The organism is Megalodesulfovibrio paquesii, assembly GCF_054653055.1.
The window spans coordinates 442,469-460,921 of record NZ_BAAIGQ010000004.1; the positions used below are offsets into that span (position 1 = coordinate 442,469).

The 18,453-nt window shown below is 63.2% G+C and carries 17 protein-coding genes; 15 read left to right on the forward strand and 2 right to left on the reverse strand.

Going from position 1 to position 18,453, the window contains the following annotated elements:
- The first annotated feature begins 22 nt into the window (after positions 1 to 22).
- The 14 genes from ACYQ00_RS04665 to ACYQ00_RS04730 all read left to right on the forward strand — a co-directional run bounded on the left by ACYQ00_RS04665 (position 23) and on the right by ACYQ00_RS04730 (position 14,706).
- Complete coding sequence (locus ACYQ00_RS04665) at positions 23 to 688, forward strand: ArsR/SmtB family transcription factor (protein WP_460031001.1); 666 nt, start codon at positions 23 to 25, stop codon at positions 686 to 688.
- 363 nt (positions 689 to 1,051) lie between these two features.
- Positions 1,052 to 2,233, forward strand: a complete 1,182-nt coding sequence (locus ACYQ00_RS04670) for an iron-containing alcohol dehydrogenase (RefSeq protein ID WP_460031002.1) — start codon at positions 1,052 to 1,054, stop codon at positions 2,231 to 2,233.
- Positions 2,234 to 2,562: 329 nt separating this feature from the next.
- Entirely contained in the window at positions 2,563 to 3,156 is a 594-nt protein-coding gene (locus ACYQ00_RS04675; protein ID WP_460031003.1) for a 4Fe-4S dicluster domain-containing protein, read from the forward strand.
- Positions 3,146 to 4,042 carry a CoB--CoM heterodisulfide reductase iron-sulfur subunit B family protein gene (locus ACYQ00_RS04680; protein ID WP_460031004.1) on the forward strand — a complete coding sequence of 299 codons (897 nt, stop codon included), beginning with the start codon at positions 3,146 to 3,148 and terminating at the stop codon, positions 4,040 to 4,042. Before ACYQ00_RS04675 ends, ACYQ00_RS04680 begins: the two co-directional genes overlap by 11 nt.
- A 25-nt stretch (positions 4,043 to 4,067) precedes the next feature.
- Positions 4,068 to 6,077, forward strand: coding sequence for a 4Fe-4S binding protein (locus ACYQ00_RS04685; RefSeq protein ID WP_460031005.1), 2,010 nt, complete (start codon positions 4,068 to 4,070; stop codon positions 6,075 to 6,077).
- Positions 6,077 to 6,526 carry a hydrogenase iron-sulfur subunit gene (locus tag ACYQ00_RS04690; RefSeq protein ID WP_460031006.1) on the forward strand — a complete coding sequence of 150 codons (450 nt, stop codon included), beginning with the start codon at positions 6,077 to 6,079 and terminating at the stop codon, positions 6,524 to 6,526. Before ACYQ00_RS04685 ends, ACYQ00_RS04690 begins: the two co-directional genes overlap by 1 nt.
- A 21-nt stretch (positions 6,527 to 6,547) precedes the next feature.
- Positions 6,548 to 7,513: a 4Fe-4S dicluster domain-containing protein gene (locus tag ACYQ00_RS04695; protein WP_460031007.1), complete on the forward strand. Its 966-nt coding sequence runs from the start codon at positions 6,548 to 6,550 to the stop codon at positions 7,511 to 7,513.
- A gap of 11 nt (positions 7,514 to 7,524) precedes the next feature.
- A complete protein-coding gene (locus ACYQ00_RS04700; protein WP_460031008.1) occupies positions 7,525 to 8,718 on the forward strand; it encodes a 4Fe-4S dicluster domain-containing protein in 1,194 nt (397 codons plus the stop codon).
- A gap of 3 nt (positions 8,719 to 8,721) precedes the next feature.
- The gene (locus tag ACYQ00_RS04705; RefSeq protein WP_460031009.1) at positions 8,722 to 9,558 is read left to right on the forward strand and encodes an FAD/NAD(P)-binding protein; all 837 of its coding nucleotides are present in this window, start codon (positions 8,722 to 8,724) and stop codon (positions 9,556 to 9,558) included.
- A gap of 9 nt (positions 9,559 to 9,567) precedes the next feature.
- Positions 9,568 to 10,038 carry a ferritin-like domain-containing protein gene (locus ACYQ00_RS04710; protein ID WP_460031010.1) on the forward strand — a complete coding sequence of 157 codons (471 nt, stop codon included), beginning with the start codon at positions 9,568 to 9,570 and terminating at the stop codon, positions 10,036 to 10,038.
- Between the two features lie 233 nt (positions 10,039 to 10,271).
- Positions 10,272 to 11,663 carry an aldehyde ferredoxin oxidoreductase N-terminal domain-containing protein gene (locus tag ACYQ00_RS04715; RefSeq protein ID WP_460031011.1) on the forward strand — a complete coding sequence of 464 codons (1,392 nt, stop codon included), beginning with the start codon at positions 10,272 to 10,274 and terminating at the stop codon, positions 11,661 to 11,663.
- 104 nt (positions 11,664 to 11,767) lie between these two features.
- Entirely contained in the window at positions 11,768 to 12,697 is a 930-nt protein-coding gene (locus ACYQ00_RS04720) for a hypothetical protein (protein ID WP_460031012.1), read from the forward strand.
- Positions 12,698 to 12,706: 9 nt separating this feature from the next.
- Positions 12,707 to 14,317, forward strand: a complete 1,611-nt coding sequence (gene nadB, locus ACYQ00_RS04725; protein ID WP_460031013.1) for an L-aspartate oxidase — start codon at positions 12,707 to 12,709, stop codon at positions 14,315 to 14,317.
- A gap of 134 nt (positions 14,318 to 14,451) precedes the next feature.
- Positions 14,452 to 14,706, forward strand: a complete 255-nt coding sequence (locus ACYQ00_RS04730; protein ID WP_460031014.1) for a glutaredoxin family protein — start codon at positions 14,452 to 14,454, stop codon at positions 14,704 to 14,706.
- Between the two features lie 43 nt (positions 14,707 to 14,749).
- Here the strand turns inward: ACYQ00_RS04730 and ACYQ00_RS04735 are convergent, their stop codons facing one another.
- Both ACYQ00_RS04735 and ACYQ00_RS04740 read right to left on the reverse strand, forming a co-directional pair.
- A complete protein-coding gene (locus ACYQ00_RS04735; RefSeq protein ID WP_460031015.1) occupies positions 14,750 to 15,562 on the reverse strand; it encodes a substrate-binding periplasmic protein in 813 nt (270 codons plus the stop codon).
- A 164-nt stretch (positions 15,563 to 15,726) separates the two neighbouring features.
- Entirely contained in the window at positions 15,727 to 16,149 is a 423-nt protein-coding gene (locus tag ACYQ00_RS04740) for a periplasmic heavy metal sensor (RefSeq protein WP_460031016.1), read from the reverse strand.
- Between the two features lie 394 nt (positions 16,150 to 16,543).
- On the opposite strand from ACYQ00_RS04740, the gene ACYQ00_RS04745 reads away from it, so the two are divergent.
- Positions 16,544 to 18,451, forward strand: coding sequence for an ATP-binding protein (locus tag ACYQ00_RS04745; RefSeq protein WP_460031017.1), 1,908 nt, complete (start codon positions 16,544 to 16,546; stop codon positions 18,449 to 18,451).
- Positions 18,452 to 18,453 lie beyond the last annotated feature (2 nt).

Consider the following 18,453-nt stretch of genomic DNA (forward strand, 5'->3'; position numbering starts at 1 on the left):
CTATATAAGGACCGGAGGGGGGATGGCCAGGACCGAGGAGAAGCGCCGCCTGTTCGAAGTCTTTGCCCTGGTGGGCAAGGGGCTGGCCCATGCCGTGCGGTTGGAATTGTTGGAATTGTTGAACCAGGGTGAGCGGGACGTGGACTCCCTCGCCCAGTGCAGTGGACAGTCCGTGGCCAACACGTCGCACCATCTGCGGCAGTTGCGGCATTGCGGGCTGGTGTGCAGCCGGCAGGAAGGTCCGCGGGTGCTGTACAGTCTGGCCGGGGATGACGTGGCCCGGCTGCTGGATCTGATGCAACGCGTGGGCATGGCCCAACTGCCCGAGCTGGACCGCCTGCTTGCCGATCGCTTTCCACCCCAGGCCACCGTGCCGGCCATCACCCCACAGGCCCTTGCGGCCATGATGCCCCGCCAGCGCCCGGCCCTGTTCGATCTCCGGCCCCGGCTGGAGTATGATGCCGGGCACATCCCCGGCGCGGTCTGCGCCACTCTGGACGAGTTGCGCGCCCTGCCGGCCGTCACCCCGGGAACGCCGTCTGTGATGTACTGTCGCGGGGCGTTTTGCCTTCTGCCCGTGCAGGCGGCGGCCATACTTGGGGAGAAAGGGTATTCAATACAATTGGTTGCCGGAGGTTTTCCGGCCTGGCGGCTTGCCGGCATGCCGGTGTTTCGCACCAAGCGCTGAACAAAAACTCAGAGTATGTCCTCTTTTTAATAGTCTGCGTGGCTGTATGTTTCGGACCTTGTCCGATTATGACCCACTGGGACTGATTCCTTGTGTCAATTCGATACACTAGCGCAACAAGCTGCAATATAAGTGCAATTCGCGATTGTGATTTTTTGCACGCTGCAAAATGTCTCCAGCCGGATCGCGAATGCCCCTACCCTTCATTGCTACCATACAAGCATGCAATCATAACATGCTGAAATATAACAACACAAAATCTGGCACGCCCCTTGCCTATAAGAGCGCAACCGACGTGAACGATGTTCCGGGGAGATTTTCCCCTCTGGTGATTCCATCAAAACCAAATCAGGAGCGTGTGTCATGGCTGTTCGCGAACAAGTGTACGGTTTCTTCATTCCCAGCGTGACCCTTATCGGCATCGGCGCTTCCAAGGAAATCCCTTCGAAAATCCGCGAACTGGGCGGCACCAAGCCCCTGCTGGTCACGGACAAGGGCATTGTGAAGTCTGGCGTGCTGAAGATGGTCACCGACCTGCTGGACGCCGCCAAGATGGAATACGTGGTGTATGACGAAACCATCCCCAACCCCACGGACGAAAACGTCCACAAGGGCGTGGAAGTGTACAAGAAAAACGGCTGCGACAGCCTGATCACCCTGGGCGGCGGCTCCTCGCACGACTGCGGCAAGGGCGTGGGTCTGGTCGTGTCCAACGGCGGCAAAATTCATGACTACGAAGGCGTGAACAAGTCCACCAAGCCCATGATGCCTTACGTGGCTGTGAACACCACCGCCGGCACCGCTTCTGAAATGACCCGCTTCTGCATCATCACCGACCTCTCCCGCAAAGTGAAGATGGCCATCGTCGACTGGCGCGTCACCCCCGGCATCGCCGTGGACGACCCGATGCTGATGGTCGGCATGCCCCCGGCCCTGACCGCCGCCACCGGTATGGACGCCCTGACCCACGCCGTGGAAGCCTATGTGTCCACCATCGCCAACCCCATGACCGACGCCTGCGCCGAAAAGGCCATCGAACTGATCTTCAAGTACCTGCGTCCCGCCGTGGCCAACGGCCAGGACATCGAAGCCCGCGAAGGCATGTGCTTTGCCCAGTACCTGGCCGGCATGGCCTTCAACAACGCCTCCCTGGGCCACGTGCACGCCATGGCGCACCAGCTGGGCGGTTTCTACGACCTGCCCCACGGCGAATGCAACGCCATCCTGCTGCCCCACGTGGAAAAGTTCAACCTCATTGCCAAGATGGATCGCTTCGTGAAAATGGCCCAGATCATGGGCGAATGCACGGCTGGTCTGTCTCCTCGCGCGGCTGCCGAACTGGCGCTGGAAGCTATCAAGAAGCTCTCCACCGACGTCGGCATTCCCGCTGGGCTCGTTGAGCTCGGCAAGCGCTATGGCAAGGACGTGAAGGCTGCTGACATCCCCACCATGACCGCAAACGCCCAAAAGGACGCCTGCGGCTTCACCAACCCCCGCTGCCCGACCGATAAGGATGTCTCCGCCATTTACGAGTCTGCCCTGTAGTTCTTGCCGTCTCTCCTCCACATGTCCCGGACCGGGGGCCTTCGGGCCCCCCTCCGGGACACATAAAAACATCTTCATGTGAAAAAAGTCACAAGAATGTTACATTTTATATCTCCCCAAGTTCATTTCAAAAAACCCCAAATTAAAACAGGGTTATTTCTCACGACTATTGCCGGACGCAGGCGTGCAATCTGCAGTCGCCCCTTGACACTAGAAGGCTGCCGGGGAAAACAACACCAAGTATGCCCAGGGCCAAGATCGTGCGCAGCATGCTCCATGCTCTACCCGGAAGGCGAGACCCTTTCGGCGCCAAGGTGGTTTCTCGAATCATGAACACAGTCAATCTTACACAATCGTATGACGCAGAGTTCGTCAACGAGGTGCAAGCCGCCACGGGGCAGGTGCTGGCCACCTGCTACCAGTGCGGCAACTGCACGGCCGGCTGTCCGTACACCTTTGTGTACGACCTGCCGGTGAGCCAGATCATGCGCCTGCTGCAGGCCGGGCAGAAGGATACCGTGCTTTCCTGCAACTCCATCTGGCTGTGCGCCTCGTGCCAGAGCTGCACCACCCGTTGCCCCAACAACATCGAGGTGGCCCAGATCATGGACACCTTGCGGCATCTGGCGCGACGAAAAGGCTATGCCAAGCCCCAGCGGCCCGTGCGCACGTTCTGGGACAGCTTCCTGGCCTCGGTCCGCAAGCACGGCCGGGTGTTTGAGATGGGCACCGTGGCCGAATACGTCATGAAGACCGGCCGGTTCTGGTCCGACGTGGACCTGGGCCCCAAGATTCTTCCCAAGGGCAAACTCCACTTCAAGCCGCATGACATCCAGGGCAAGGACGAAGTGGCCCGCATTTTCGAACGCTTCGAGCAGGAGTTCGGCCCGCAATCCCAGCAGGAGGCGAGCCATGCCCGCTAAGGTGTACGCCTATTACCCTGGCTGTTCAGGCCTTGGTTCCTCCAAGGAATATGAACAGAGCACCCGCGCCGTCCTCAAGGTGTTGGGCGTGGAGGTGCAGGAGATTCCGGACTGGAGCTGCTGCGGCTCCACCCCTGCCCATACCGTGGACCACCGTCTCTCCTCCGCCCTGGCCGGCCGCAATCTGGCCCAGGCCGAGCGCATGGGCGACGTGGCCGGCGTGACCACTCCCTGCCCCAGCTGTCTGACCAACCTGAAAAACGCCGCGCATCATCTGCACGAACCCGCCTTCCGCGAGCAGGTGAACAAGCTCCTGGACCGGCCCATCAACAAGGTGTTGCCTGTCAAGAGCGTCCTGCAGGTCATCTATGAGGATGTTGGTCCGGCGGCCGTCAAGGAACGGGTGGTGCGACCCCTGTCCTCTCTCAAGCTCGCCCCGTATTACGGCTGCATCATGAACCGCCCGCCGCACATCATGCAGTTCGACCACCACGAGCATCCCGTGGCCATGGACGAACTGATGGAAGCCATTGGCGCAGACGTGGTCCAGTTCCCCCTCAAGGTGGAATGCTGCGGCGCCTCCTACGGCGTGGCCCGCAACGACATCGTCATGAAGCTTTCCGGCAAGCTTCTGGATTCCGCGGCCGACCGCGGGGCCAACGCCATGGTCACCGCCTGCCCGCTCTGTCAGATGAACCTGGACCTGCGCCAGGACCAGATCAACGCAGCCAACCGCACCCGGCACCGCACGCCCGTCTTCTACTTTACCCAGCTCCTGGGCCTGGCCCTGGGCTTGAGCGAGAAGGAAGTGGGCCTCAACCTCTTGTGCGTGGATCCCGCCCCTGCCCTCACCGCGCCGGCCCAGCCGGCCGAGGCCACGGCCTGATCCGGCCGGACGCGAAGGAGTCGACATGAAAATTGGAGTCTTCGTCTGTCACTGCGGGTCCAACATCGCCGGCACCGTGGACGTGAAATCCGTGGCCGAGCAGGCCCGGTCCATGCCCGAGGTGGCCTTCGCCTCGGACACCATGTACGCCTGCTCCGAGCCGGGGCAGCAAGGGATTATTGAAGCCATCAAGGAACACAAGCTCGACGGCGTGGTGGTGGCTTCCTGCACCCCGCGCATGCACGCGCCCACCTTCATGCGCACCCTGTCCCGCGCCGGCCTGAACCCCTACATGTTCGAAATGGCCAACATCCGGGAGCACGTCTCCTGGATTGGCAAGGACAAGACCGCCAACACCCACAAGGCGGCGGATCTCATCTCCATTGCCGTGGCCAAGCTGGTGCAGAACAAGCCGCTCATCCCCAAGAGCTTCCAGATCAACAAACGCGTGCTGGTCATCGGCGGCGGCGTGGCCGGCATTCAGGCCGCCCTGGACTGCGCCGACGGCGGGCTGGACGTGGTCCTGGTGGAGAAAACCACCTCCATCGGCGGCAAAATGTCCAAGCTGGACAAGACCTTCCCCACCGTGGACTGCTCCAGCTGCATCCTCGGCCCCAAAATGGTGGACGTGGCCCAGCACGACAAGATCACCCTCTACGCCGCCAGCGAAGTGGCTGAAATTGGCGGCTATGTGGGCAACTTCGCCGTCCAGATCAAGAAGAAGCCCACCTATGTGGACTGGGAAGCCTGCACCGGCTGCGGCCTGTGCATGGAAAAATGCCCGGCCAAGAAAACGCCTGACGCCTTCAACGAAAACGTCGGCACCTGCACGGCCATCAACATTCCCTTCCCCCAGGCCATTCCCAAAAAGGCCAGCATCAACCCCGAAACCTGCATCAAACTCACCAAAGGCAAGTGCGGCATCTGCGAAAAGGTCTGCCCCACCAAAGCCATCCGCTATGACATGCAGGAAGAGATTGTTACCGAAAACGTCGGCGCCATCGTCGTGGCCACGGGCTATGACCTGATGGACTGGACCGTCTACAGCGAGTACGGCGGCGGCAAGTACCCCGACGTCATCACCTCGCTGCAGTACGAGCGCCTGCTCTCCGCCTCCGGCCCCACCGGCGGGCACATCAAGCGCCCCTCCGATGGCAAGGAGCCCAAGAACGTCGTCTTCATCCAGTGCGTGGGCTCGCGCGACAAGAGCGTGGACCGGCCCTACTGCTCCGGCTTCTGCTGCATGTACACGGCCAAGCAGGCCATCCTGACCAAGGACCACATCCCGGACTCCCAGAGCTACATCTTCTACATGGACATCCGCGCCCCGGGCAAACTCTATGACGAGTTCACCCGCCGGACCATGGAGGAATACGGCGCGCGCTACATCCGCGGCCGCGTGGCCATGGTCTACCCCAAGGGCGATAAGCTCATCGTCCGCGGGGCAGATACCCTGGCCGCCGCGCAGGTGGAAGTGGAAGCCGACCTGGTGGTCCTGGCTGTGGGCGCGGAAGCCGCCGCCGGCTCCCCGCACCTGGCCGAGAAGCTGCGCATCTCCTACGATGCCTACGGTTTCTTTATGGAAAGCCATCCCAAGCTGCGCCCGGTGGAAACCAACACCGCCGGCGTGTACCTGGCCGGCTGCGCCCAGGGCCCCAAGGACATCCCCTCCTCCGTGGGCCAGGGTTCCGCCGCGGCCTCCAAGGTGCTCGGGCTCTTCTCCAAGGATACCCTGCAGAGCGATCCACAGGTCTCCGTGGTGGACATCAAGCGCTGCGTGGGCTGCGGCAAGTGCATCATGACCTGCCCCTTCGGCGCCATCAAGGAAATCGACTTCCGCGGCCAGCCCAAGGCCGAAGTCATCGAAACCGTGTGCCAGGGCTGCGGCATCTGTACCTCCACCTGCCCGCAGGGGGCCATCCAGCTCTCGCACTTCACCGACAATCAGATCCTTGCGGAAGTCAACACCCTGTGTCCGCCTCCGCTCTCCGCGGATGCACTGGTCATGGAGCAGGTCAAGGAGGAGGTCGAGTAATGTCCCAGGAACTCAGAATCGTCGGCTTTCTCTGCAACTGGTGCTCCTACGGCGGCGCGGACACCGCCGGTGTGGGCCGGTTCACCCAGCCCACGGACCTGCGCATCATCCGCGTGCCCTGCTCGGGCCGTATTGATCCGCTGTTCATCCTCAAGACCCTGGTCAACGGCGCCGACGGCGTGCTCGTCTCCGGCTGCCACCCGCGCGACTGCCACTATGCGGAAGGCAACTTCTACGCCCGGCGTCGCCTGGAAGTGGTGCACCGGTTCATGCCCATCCTGGGTATCGACCCCCGCCGCTTCTCCTACACCTGGGTCTCGGCCTCGGAAGGCCAGCGCTGGCAACACGTGGTGACCACCTTCACCAACGAGATCCACGCCCTGGGCCCCGCGCCCAAGCTCGCCGGCAACCCCCTGGAAACTCTCGGCGCCCTGGCGCAGGCCGGCTAAGGCCCAAAACGGAGGACGACCGTGTCGCATCTTGAACAACTCAAGGCCGCCATCAAAGAACGGCTTCCGGAGCTGGAGATGGTCATTGGCTGGGGGCAGGGTTTCGACGCCCTGCACACCACGCCCATCTTCATGAAAACCCCCGAGGACGTGGACAAACTCCTCTGGGGTCCCCTCAACGTGCACAACACTGCCACCTACCTTACGGCCTACAAGGGCAAAAAGGTCGGCGTGGTGGTCAAAGGCTGCGACAGCCGCTCCATCATCGAGCTGCTGCAGGAAAAACTGCTCAACCGGGACGACGTGGTGGTCTTTGCCGCGCCCTGCACCGGTGTCTGCGACCTGACCAAGATCAAGCACGCCCTGGTGGCCAAGGGCCTGGACGTGAACCGCGTCAAGGCTGTGGCCGTGAACGGCGACAAGCTCACCCTGAGCGTCTCCGGCCAGGACGTGGCCCTGGCCCTCAAGGACGTGGCTGCGGACAAATGTGGTCGCTGCCAATTCCACAACGCGCTGCTCTCGGACGTCTTTGTGGGCGAGCCGATGCAGGAGAGCGCGGACGACGCTTACGCCGACGTGGCCGCCTTTGAGGCCAAGCCCATCGACGACCGTATGGCCTTCTGGAAAAAGGAAATGGAGCGCTGCATCCGCTGCTATGCCTGCCGCAACGCCTGCCCCATGTGCGTCTGCCGCGATCACTGCATCGCCCAGAGCCGCGAGCCCGGCTGGGTCAGCCAGCGTGATGACGTCTCTGAAAAGTTCTTCTTCCAGATGATCCACGCCATGCACCTGGCCGGCCGCTGCACCGAATGCGGCGAATGCCAGCGCGTCTGCCCCGTGGACATCCCGCTGCTCCTGCTCAAGCGCAAGCTGAACAAGGAAATCAAAGAACTCTTCGACTACCAGGCCGGCACCAAAATCGACGCCAAGCCGCCGCTTTTGGCCTTCAAGGTGGAGGAAGAGAATATCAATGAGAGAGGGTGGTAATGGCCAATCCCATGAAATTCCTCCCCGCCGACAAGCTCGTCCCCTGGCTGGAAGAGCAGGCCAAGGCTCGCAAGGTGCTCGCTCCGGTTCAGGAAGGCGATGCCGTGGTCTTCCGCCCCTTTGCCAAGGACCGCCCTGTGGTGTTGGACCGTCAGGCCAACCAGCCGCCCAAGGGCAGCGTGTTCCCGGCCTGCGAAACCCTGGCAGCCTTCAAATACAAAAAACATCCCGAAAACCTGGGCCAGGTGGACGTGGTGGTCAAGGAGACCATCCACCCCGACGCCACCCTGGTCTTCGGCGGCCGGCCCTGCGATGCGCGCGGTTTTCTGATCTTTGACCGCGTCTACAAGGGCAAGACCGTGGACGACCCCTACTACCAGGCCCGGCGCGAGGCCACGGTCTTCGCCACCCTGGTCTGCACCGAGGCCGAGAACGCCTGCTTCTGTCATGAAGTGGGCAGCTCCCCGGCCGACGCCGCCGGCTCCGACCTGCTGCTGACCCCCGTGGACGGTGGCTACGTGCTGGAAGCCGTGTCCGAACGCGGCCAGGCCCTGCTGGGCTCCTCCCTGCTGACCGACGCCGCGGCCAAGGCCGGCGAGGTGGACGCCGTCAAGCAAAAGGCCCTGGCCGACCTGGACGAAGCCCGCAACCTCAGCGGCGCGCCCAAGGCCCTGCTCTCCCTGTTCGAGAACATGGGCTTCTGGGAAGACGTCTCCTCCAAGTGCATCAGCTGCGGCGCCTGCACATATCTCTGCCCCACCTGCTACTGCTTCAACATCACAGATGAACGCAGCGGCATGGTTGGCGAGCGTCTGCGCACCTGGGACAACTGCATGAGCGCCCTATTCACCATGGAAGCCAGCGGCCACAACCCCCGGCCCACCAAGGCGCACCGGCTCAAGAACCGCGTGGGACACAAGTTCAGCTATTATCCCACCATTCATGAGTCCATCATTGCGTGTTGCGGTTGCGGCCGTTGCATCAAGCTCTGCCCCATGAGCGTGAACATCCGCGAGATCGTGCACAAGGCCCTGGATGCGGCACCTGCAGCAGCTGACGCGCCCGCAGAGCCCGCCAAGGCCCCCGCGTCTGCGGCAGCCCCGGCCACCCCCCCGGCGGAAAAGCCTGCGGAGAAAACGGTCACGGCCAAGCAAAAGGCCCACGGCAAGACCAAGGCCGCCAAGGCCAGCAAGAAGGGAGCGTGATTCATGACCCGCATGCCCAACCCGTATCTCCCGGAAATTGCGACGGTTCTCGAAACCGTCCAGGAGACGCCCAACATCAAGACCTTCCGCGTGCGCCTCAACAATGAAGAACGCATGAAGGAGTTCCGCTTCCAGCCCGGCCAGGTGGGCCAGCTCTCCGTCTTTGGCGTGGGCGAGTCCACCTTTGTCATCAACTCGCCGCCCACGCGCATGGATTATCTGCAGTTCAGCGTCATGCGCGCCGGGGAGGTGACCTCCAAACTGCACACCATCAGCGCCGGGGATCAGATCGGCGTGCGCGCCCCCCTGGGCAACTGGTTCCCCTACGAATCCATGAAGGGCAAGAACATCGTCTTCGTGGGCGGCGGTATCGGCATGGCCCCCCTGCGCACCCTGCTGCTCTTCATGCTCGACAATCGCAAGGACTATGGCGACATCAGCCTGCTCTACGGCGCGCGCTCCCCGCAGGACATGGCTTTTCAGTACGAGCTGCCCGACTGGACCACTCGCAAGGACATGAAAACCGTCCTGACCATCGACCGCGAAGCCCCGGGCTGGGAACACACCGTGGGGCTGATCCCCAATGTGCTCACGGAAATGGCCCCCTCGCCCAACAACTGCGTGGCCATCACCTGCGGCCCGCCAATCATGATCAAATTCACCCTGCAGGCCTTGAAAAAACTTGGCTTTGAGGATGATCAGATCATCACCACCCTGGAAAAGCGCATGAAGTGCGGGGTGGGCATCTGCGGCCGGTGCAACATCGGCACCAAGTATGTGTGCGTCGATGGCCCGGTGTTCACCTACGCCCAGCTCAAAGAGCTGCCCAACGAGTTGTAAGGAGTTGTCATGGCTCAGTTCTTTAGTGCATCTGAAATCGCCAAGGCCGCGGTGGAAATCGAAAGGAAGGGCCAGGACTTCTACCGCCGCGTGGCGGCCCGTGCCAAAACCGATTCGCTCAAGGCCCTCTTTGAACACCTGATGAAGGAAGAGACGAAGCACGAGCGCATCTTCTCCGAGCTCCTGGGGCGGCTGGGCAAGGTCGAACTGCCCGCCTGGAGCAATGAGGAAGAGTACGCCATGTACGTGAATGCGCTCATCGAGTCGCACGCGCTCTTCACCGGAGGCCTGGCGGAAAAGTACATGTCCGAGGCCACGGACGACAACACCGCCATCCGCATGGCCATGGCCTTCGAAAAAGACACCCTGCTCTTTTTCATGGAAATGCGGGAACTGGTGCCTGCTTCCGAACAGCAATTCGTCCAGCAGTGCATTGATGAAGAACGGCTGCACCTGCGCCAGCTGAAGGCGATGCTGTAGTAACCCTGACGTGTTGATACGCCGGCAGCCATGGCCGGATCGAATGAAGTACAGGCCGGGCCCACTGCATGTTCTGGACAACAGTCTAAACAACCGCGGTGCACCAGAAATGGTGCACCGCGGTACTCTCCAGAAACTGCTTGCGGTCTGCCCGGTTCGTTTTTTGAGGCACGCGCGCTTGTCGCACACTGCAGAGGGGTGACGCGTGGGTGTGGCGAGTCGCAGGAGACGTCATGGACAGGATTCTTCGCATTGATGTCGGCACGCCTGGCGGTCCAACGATCACCACAGCTCCGCTGGGAGAATACGCCGGCCTCGGCGGCCGGGCCATGGCTTCCCGCATCATCGCCCAGGAAGTGCCCGCCAGCTGTCACCCCCTGGGGTCTGAGAGCAAGCTGGTCCTGGCCCCTGGGCTCCTTTGCGGCGCTGCTGACGATTTTTCCAGCCGGCTCGCCATTGGGTGCAAATCTCCGCTGGGCAACGTCCTGGAAACCGTCAGCATTGACGGTCCAGCGGCACGGCACCTGGCCCATCTGCACTATGCCGCCGTCATCATAGAAGGCCAACGCCAGACGGACGACCTCTTCTCCCTCGTCATCTCCCGGGATGCCGTGTCCCTCGTGCCAGATAACTCGCTGCGCATGTTGCCTATTTGCGCGCTGCACGGCCGCCTCAAACCCTTCCAGGGGGAACAGGCCGCCCTGCTTGCCATCGGCACGGCCGGGGAAATGCTCATGGCCAGCGCCACCCTTGCGGTGGCAGATTCGGCCACACAGCCGGTCTGGCACACGGGGCGGGGTGTGGGCGCTGTAATGGGAGCCAAAGGCATCAAATGCATCCGCATAGATGCCACCGGCGCCTCCCGGCGCATGCCGGTCAATCCCGACCAGTTTGCGGCTGCCGCCACGACGCTGAAGCCTGACGGGGCCCGCCACGCCGCCTTCCCGGGGAATACCCCGCGGGCAATGCCGCAGATTCTCGCGGCCAATTGCGGCATTGATGACCACAGAGACATCGCCAGACTGGTGTTTTTGCACAACAATTTCGGTCTGGACCCCATGGAGCTGTGCGCCAGCATCACCCTGCTCATGCACGCCGGAGTCATCCAGTACGGCGATGCCGAAGGCGCCATCCGTCTGGTGGAAGAAGCTGGCAAAGGCTCCCCGCTCGGGCGTATCGTGGGTGCGGGCGCGGCGACCGTGGCCCGAGGCTACGGCATCGAGCATGCCCCGGCGGAAAGGCTGGAGACTCCTCCGGGAGCCCGGCCCGCTCCAGGCCTGGAGGTATCGGCCACAACGCCAGACGCGGCCCTCAATGCGGCCCTGGACGCAGCCAGTGATGCCCTCGGACTCTGTCCTGAGACCGCCCCAGCAGCAGGCAAGGCCGCATGGAGCGCCGCCATGGCCGAAGCCATCAATGGCATGTTTGGTCAGACCCGCACCAGCGAGGACGTCATCACCATGGGGCAGCGCATTCTGGCCTGGGAGCATGACTTCAACGCCGCCTCTGCCAGATGCGGCATGCCAGACCGGCTGGCCCAGCCCTGCTCCCAGGAGTCCCTTATCCCCCACAGCCGGCGCCCCATCATTCCAGCTGAAGAACTGGATAAGGTCATGGAGTGCTGACCGCCGCCGCAACTGCTCCCGGTTGCGCAGTCTGCTGTTGCCCCTGACGGCTGAGTGATTTACAGTAGTTAAACTCTTCCGCAGCCCACTGCCCCGGAGCCGCCATGTTTTCACTCACCCCGCACGACGACGCGCTGTCTCCCCTCTCTTCCCTGGCTTCCCTGGCCTCCCTGGCCGGCGACGGCGTCCTGGGCCTGGGCGGACTGGGCGGCGCAGACTTCATGACCTCCGCAGCCAGCGCCCCGAACCTCCGCTTTCAGAAGCCGGCGCTTTTTTTGCTTTCCAGCCTGTTCCGGGCAGACTATCTGGGCCGCCGCGCCTGGGTCACGGCCCAGCCCTTGTCCTCCGTGGCCAGATCCAAGGTGCTCTTGTACACCGGGGAAACCCTGGACCAGTTCGACCTGGACGTGCTCCTCTACTGCGCCCAGCAACCCCGCGCCGCCACAGGCTGCATGGTGGCGCCGGCCCAGTTGCTCAAGGAACTGCACCTGCGCCATGATGAGCGCAACCGCACCCGCGTGTTCGAGAGTCTGGCCCGGCTGCACGGCTGCTGCCTGGAGTTTCGCAAGGGCGGCTACCGCTACCTGACCCGCTTTCTCAACCGCCTGCTCCTGGACGACCAGGCCCCCGGATGTCTGGTGGAAGTGAACGACGAGATTCTGCAGACTCTGGGGCGCGGCCCGCAACACGCCTCCCGCCGCCATGACCGCTATGCCCTGGGCCGCGAAGGGTTGGACAAATGGCTCTATGGCGCCATGGGCATTTTTGCCGCCGGCTTCGAGGCCGACCTCTCCAGACTGCAGCAGCTCATGGGCCTGGAGCGCAAGCCGGCCAAGGCGTTTCAGGAAGAGCTGGCCCGTTCCCTGGAACGCCTCGGTGCAGCCGGCTCAATCGCCTCGCATCAGTTCGGGCCGGATCCCAAGGCAGACGCCACCTCCACAGCCGCTTCCCCCGCCCCGGCCCGTGTGGTCGTCTGCGGACAGCGACATGAAACCATCAACGCCTGCGGCTTCCTGCAACAGGCCGCCGGCTAGCGAGTCGCCATGGCCACCACCCGTCTTTCCTGTCAGGCTTTGATCATCGGTTCCGGCATTGCCGGCCTCACCTGCGCCCTGGAACTGGCCGACGCCGGCTTTGACGTCATCATTCTTTCCGCCGGCGACGAACCGGACGACGGCAACACCGCCCTGGCCCAGGGCGGCATCGTCTACACCGGCTCGGACGATTCCCCTTCCCTGCTCGAAAAGGACATCCGCAAGGCCGGCTGGGACCATAATTACATCAAGGCGGTGCGGTTTCTGGCCAAAAAAGGCCCCGTGGCCGTCAAGGACATCCTCATCGACCGCCTGGGCATCCCCTTTGCCCGCAAGACCGGCGGCCCCGTGCCCCAGGACGGCGAAACGGAGTTCGATCTCACCCGTGAGGGCGGCCATTCCGTTTTCCGCGTCCTGCACTGCGCGGACTATTCCGGCCGGGCCATCATCGACGGGCTCATCAAGGCTGCCCGGAACAGCCCGTCCATCCGCATGCTGTCCGGTCGCACCGCCGTGGATCTGATCACCAGCCAGCACCACACCTGCGCTCTGCAGTTCCGGTATCAGCGGGTCAACGAGTGCCTGGGTGCGTATGTGTTCAATAACGCCACCGGCGGGGTGGAAACCATCCTGGCCGATTTCACCGTGCTGGCCTCGGGCGGCATCGGTCGCATCTTCCAGCACACCACCAATGCCGACTGCAGCGTGGGCTCGGGCATCACCATGGCCTCGCGCGCCGGCGCGCTGCTGATGAACGTGGAGTACGTCCAGTTTCACCCCACGGCCCTCTACCACCGCAGCAAGCGACGGTTCCTGATTACCGAAGCCCTGCGCGGCGAGGGGGCCATCCTGGTCAATAGCGCTGGCGAACGTTTCATGCACCGCTACGACAAACGCCTGGAGCTGGCCCCGCGCGATATCGTCTCCCGCGCCATTGTCGAAGAGCTGCACCGCTCCGGCGAGGAATGTGTGTTTCTGGACTGCCGCACCGTGCCCCACGACCTGCCCACGCGCTTCCCCACCATTTACAAGCAGTGCCTGGAACTGGGCATCTCCATCATGAAAGAGCCTATCCCCGTGGTTCCGGCCGCGCACTATCATTGCGGCGGGGTGCTGGTGGATCTGGCCGGCCGCACCAGCCTGGAACGGCTCTACGCGGTTGGGGAATGCAGCTGCACCGGGGTACACGGGGCCAACCGCCTGGCCAGCACCTCATTGCTGGAAGGGCTGCTCTGGGGCCGCACCGCCGGCGAGCACATCGCCCAGCAGCTGCACCGGCGCAAGCATGCGGAAAAATTGCTGCAGGCATCCATTCGGGACTGGCAGCACCCCGGCGGCCGCCACGATGAAGACCCGGCCCTCATTGCCCAGGACTGGGCCACCATCCGCAACACCATGTGGAATTACGCTGGCTTGATGCGTACAGAAATGCGCCTCAAACGCGCTGCGGACGACTTGAACTCCCTGGTGCTGCATCTGGTGGAGTTCTATAAACGCACCCCGCTTTCAAAAACGCTCATTGAACTCTGGCACGGCAGCAGTGCAGCCTCCATCGTGGCCTTGAGCGCCCTGCGCAACAAGGAAAGCAAGGGCTGCCATTACGTGGAAGAGACCGCCTGACAAAAGCGCCTGCTCTCCCCCCTCGCTTGCTGACCCGGCCAGGGAGGGAGGCCCGGCCGTGATGAGGCTGTCCGGGTTCCACTGCGTCCAGGTTCCACTGCGTCCAGGTTCCACTGTATCCTTTGGAGGTCCCCATGCACCCGCCCGTGACCATTTACGCCCTGTCCACCTGCGTGCACTGCACCAAGGCCCGGGAATTGCTGGATACGCTTCTCGGCGGTGACTACGCCTGCCATTACATAGACCGCCTCAGCGGCGAGGACCGCAACGACCGCATGCGCGAACTGCGGCTCATCAACCCTACCCTCTCCTTCCCGACCATCCGCATCGGCGATGCAGTGATTCTGGGGCACAAGGAGGAGGAAATCCGCAAGGCCCTTGGTCTCTGAGCGGAACAGCAATCGCAATATCACCACAAATCGCACTGCGATTTTACTGCGATTCTGCCGGTAGTTGCGATTTCCAGTCTTCCAGATTGTATTTGGCCAGGATTTCCGCCAGCCGGCCCGTAGCCCGCAGACGGCGGATGCCGGCGTCGAACTGTTGCGCCAGGGCCTGCGCCTCCGGCAGTGCCCTGGAAAAGCCCATGAAAATACGCTCGAATTTTTCCGGGGGCGCCATGTTCGCCAGCGCCACCTTGTCTTCGGCCCCCAGGCGGATCAAGGCCCAGCGGACCACCACGGGGTCTTCATAAAAGACGTCGATGCGGTTGCCGATGAGCTTGGCCAGGTTTTTGTCCACCATGTCCTCTCCCGCCAGGGGCTGCACGGCTTCGGTTTCGCGATGGGCGAGGATGTACGCATCCAGCGCCTCGTCATAGGTGCAGGTGTCGCACACGCCCAGACGCACGCGGCTCAGAGATTCCAACCCGCTGAACTGCCAATGGAATCCTGACCGGACGAACCAGGCGTAGCCAGACCAGCCGATTTCCTCTTCGGGAAAAAGAAAATCTTCTTTGCGATCTTCGCCCGCACCAATGATGGCTGTGATGCGCCCTTGCCTGCACTCCTCCAGGGCGCGGTTCCAGGACATCAGCTCATAGTCCACCACGCGGTCGAGCGGCTCAAAAATCTCCCGGACCACCTCGACCATGTACCCCGGCAAGGTGTCTGCAACATAGCCATTGTAGGGCATCCAGAGATCTGCGCGCACAGTGATGGGCTGGGCTGCCTGCGCCTGAGGCCCCCACAGCACCGCAAGCACCCAACAGGCCAGGAACGCTCCTTGCTGTCGCAATGTCTTCAAGATATTCCGCTCCCGTAGCTGTGCGTCGTCCTTGCCGTTGCAGCATAAACATTTCGTCCTGCAAATTACCCAGGTGGGGTGACACATTTTTCGCAAAAAGAAAACGCCCTTGGGCGGGGCGTTTTCACAGCGGTATGGAGAGGAGGAGTCAGAGAAAGTGTGTGCTACATGCAGCCCTGCCCCTGGCCGCCACAGCCGCCGCCCATCATGCCGCCGCAGCCGCCCATGCCCGGGCAGCCAGCGTCATTGCGAATCCCGGCCTTGAGCGCAGCCTCGCGCAGCTTCTGGTGGGTGTCGAAAATCTTTTCACGCAGGAGGCGCGCCTTGGCGGGGTCGGGATTCTGGGCGTTCAGCACCGCCTGAAGCTCGGTCCAGTCCGCCGCGAGGGAGCGACGCAGGGAGACGGTGTCTTCCTGAAACTTCTGCAGCTTGGCCTGGAATTCTGGATCGGTGGCGTTACCGGCCATCATGCCGCAGCCGCCATATCCACCACCGTGGCCTCCGCGATGCGGCATGGCAAAAGCCGGCAGGGCCAGCATCAGGCCAAGCACCAGCACCAGGGCGATCATGGGAAATCTGGTTTTCATGGTCGAGTCTCCTTTACACACGAAACAGGTTCAACTGACTGGCTGGGGCAAAGCAAAGGGCGGGCCAATTGGCTGCCTTCGAGGCAGCACATTGAAATAACTGGCATGTTTTTCGCTAGAGCCATGGCACTCGGCTCACTCGCCCCCGTAGTTGATCAGAAACTTTACAGCACACACCTTGCTGCGATAACTTTGTGTACAGGTGTCATGTTTCTTCACAGGAGCCTGCATGCCCCCGGCCCCCTCTCCGCCCACGCCGGTTTCCCCAACCGGTCCAACCGGCCCAACCGGCCCAACCGGTCCAACCGACCCAACTGGTCCAACCGACCCAACTGGTCCAACTGGTCCAACTGGGCCAACTGGCCGGCCGGCCGGCTCTCCCGCTGTCCCTCCGATGGTATGGGCCATCGCCAGCGCGGCCATCATTCTGGCCGTGGTGGTTGGCGTCATGGCCTGGCTGAACGCCCACCGCGCCAAGCAGGCCATGTCCAACATGCTCCTGGAAAAGGGCGAGGCCATCATCACCGCCGTGGAGGCCGGCGCCCGTACCGGCATGCGTGGTCACGGCCGCGGCATGCGCGGCAGGCATGGCCTGCCGCCGGGCGAGTCCCCTGGCATGCCCCCCATGCTGCCCGGCACTCTCCTGGACAGTGGGGAACGCCTGCAAATTCTCCTGGAGGAACTGGCCGCCCAGCCCAATGTGCTGTTTCTGGCCCTGACCGATTCCCACGGCCGCCTGCAGCTGCACTCCGGTGGCCGCGCCATGCAGGCCCTTGAGCATCCTCTGACGCATCCGCTGGAGCAGCCCCCCGGGCAAGGCACGCAACTCTGGAGTACCTCGGACATCGCCGCCCTGGCACCCGGCTGCACCCCGCAGTGGCGTATTGTGGAAGCCGCTGACGGCCAGCAGGCATTTCTGGTCTATCGGACCTACTCCCCCCTGACCCGGCATTGTTCACCGGAGATGCGCGCCCAGCTCTCCGCGCTCTGCGCCGTGGACAACAGCACCTGCCAAGACCCCTCCTCCGCCCATGTCATGTTTGTGGGTCTGGATATCGCCCCCTTCGACGCCGCACGGCGCGAGGACCTGCGCAATACGGTACTGCTTTCCCTGGCCTTGCTGGTGCTGGGCGGCGGGGCCGTGGGCAGCCTGCTCTGGGCGCGGGACGCTCGCCAGTTTCGCGCGCTCCTGGCCCGCTCCCAGGCGCTGGCCGCCGAGGCCCTCACCCAGATGCCCGCGGGCTGTCTGGTTGTGGACCCCACCGGCCGCATCGACCGCTGCAACGCCACAGCCCGCTCCATGCTTGGCCTGCCCTGCGACAAAAGACACGCTGCCCTGCACTCCTTGCCGGCAATGCTGGCCGACGCCATCCGCCCCGTCTTGCACGGACAACCCGCCATCGACATGGAGCTGCAGCTTCCCAGGCAGCATGCCGACCCCATGCCCGTACAGCTGACGGTATCGCCCCTCGCCATCCCTACCGCGTCCGAGCGTGCGCAGGACGGCATGTCTGGTGGCGTACTGGTGATCCTGCGCGACCTCACGGCCATGCAACGCCTGCAAGAGGCCGTACGCCGGCGGGACAAGCTGGCCGCCGTGGGTTCCCTGGCCGCCGGGGTGGCTCACGAAATCCGCAATCCCCTTGGCGCCATCAAGGCAGCAGCGACATTCTTCAGCGGCCAGTTCCAGGCCCAAAGCGACGGCGAACGCATGGCCGCCCTCATGCTCCGCGAGGTGGATCGGCTCAACCGCGTGGTCGGCGAGCTGTTGGAGCTGGGTCGTCCTTCGGACACCTCCTTGCGAGAGGTTGCGATTGGCGATGTGGTGGAGCGTTGCATCACCCTGTTGCGGTTTGATCTTGAGCAGCAGGATATCGCAACCAATATTGCGATTCCGCCTGGATTGCCTGCGATTCATGGCGATGCGGACAAGCTCCTGCAAGCACTCCTCAACCTGACGCTCAATGCCATGGAGGCCATGCAGCGCGTGGACGACCGTCCACGGGTACTCTCCATCTCCGCCAATGCTACAGACCAGGACGCCCTGACCCTGGAGCTGACGGACACCGGCCCCGGCATTCCCGAGGCGTTGCTGCCCACCCTGTTCACGCCGTACGTGACCACCCGGCCGCAGGGGGCGGGGCTTGGGCTGGCCATGGTGCAGCAGATCATGGAAGCCCATCACGGCGAGGTCAGACTGGCCAATGCCACGCCCGGCCCCGGCGCTGTGGCCACGCTGCGCTTTCCCCTCGCGCATACGGAGCCTGCCCGTGGCCAGCCGAACAGCCACCCCAAGGAGTAAGC

Coding starts and splice junctions, on each gene's coding strand:
- nadB (WP_460031013.1), top strand. CDS start 12,707: ATGGCCACCACCCGTCTTTCCTGTCAGGCTTTGATCATCGGTTCCGGC.
- ACYQ00_RS04720 (WP_460031012.1), top strand. CDS start 11,768: ATGTTTTCACTCACCCCGCACGACGACGCGCTGTCTCCCCTCTCTTCC.
- ACYQ00_RS04705 (WP_460031009.1), top strand. CDS start 8,722: ATGACCCGCATGCCCAACCCGTATCTCCCGGAAATTGCGACGGTTCTC.
- ACYQ00_RS04670 (WP_460031002.1), top strand. CDS start 1,052: ATGGCTGTTCGCGAACAAGTGTACGGTTTCTTCATTCCCAGCGTGACC.
- ACYQ00_RS04700 (WP_460031008.1), top strand. CDS start 7,525: ATGAAATTCCTCCCCGCCGACAAGCTCGTCCCCTGGCTGGAAGAGCAG.
- ACYQ00_RS04690 (WP_460031006.1), top strand. CDS start 6,077: ATGTCCCAGGAACTCAGAATCGTCGGCTTTCTCTGCAACTGGTGCTCC.
- ACYQ00_RS04665 (WP_460031001.1), top strand. CDS start 23: ATGGCCAGGACCGAGGAGAAGCGCCGCCTGTTCGAAGTCTTTGCCCTG.
- ACYQ00_RS04740 (WP_460031016.1), bottom strand. CDS start 16,149: ATGAAAACCAGATTTCCCATGATCGCCCTGGTGCTGGTGCTTGGCCTG.
- ACYQ00_RS04715 (WP_460031011.1), top strand. CDS start 10,272: ATGGACAGGATTCTTCGCATTGATGTCGGCACGCCTGGCGGTCCAACG.
- ACYQ00_RS04710 (WP_460031010.1), top strand. CDS start 9,568: ATGGCTCAGTTCTTTAGTGCATCTGAAATCGCCAAGGCCGCGGTGGAA.
- ACYQ00_RS04685 (WP_460031005.1), top strand. CDS start 4,068: ATGAAAATTGGAGTCTTCGTCTGTCACTGCGGGTCCAACATCGCCGGC.
- ACYQ00_RS04730 (WP_460031014.1), top strand. CDS start 14,452: ATGCACCCGCCCGTGACCATTTACGCCCTGTCCACCTGCGTGCACTGC.
- ACYQ00_RS04680 (WP_460031004.1), top strand. CDS start 3,146: ATGCCCGCTAAGGTGTACGCCTATTACCCTGGCTGTTCAGGCCTTGGT.
- ACYQ00_RS04745 (WP_460031017.1), top strand. CDS start 16,544: ATGGTATGGGCCATCGCCAGCGCGGCCATCATTCTGGCCGTGGTGGTT.
- ACYQ00_RS04675 (WP_460031003.1), top strand. CDS start 2,563: ATGAACACAGTCAATCTTACACAATCGTATGACGCAGAGTTCGTCAAC.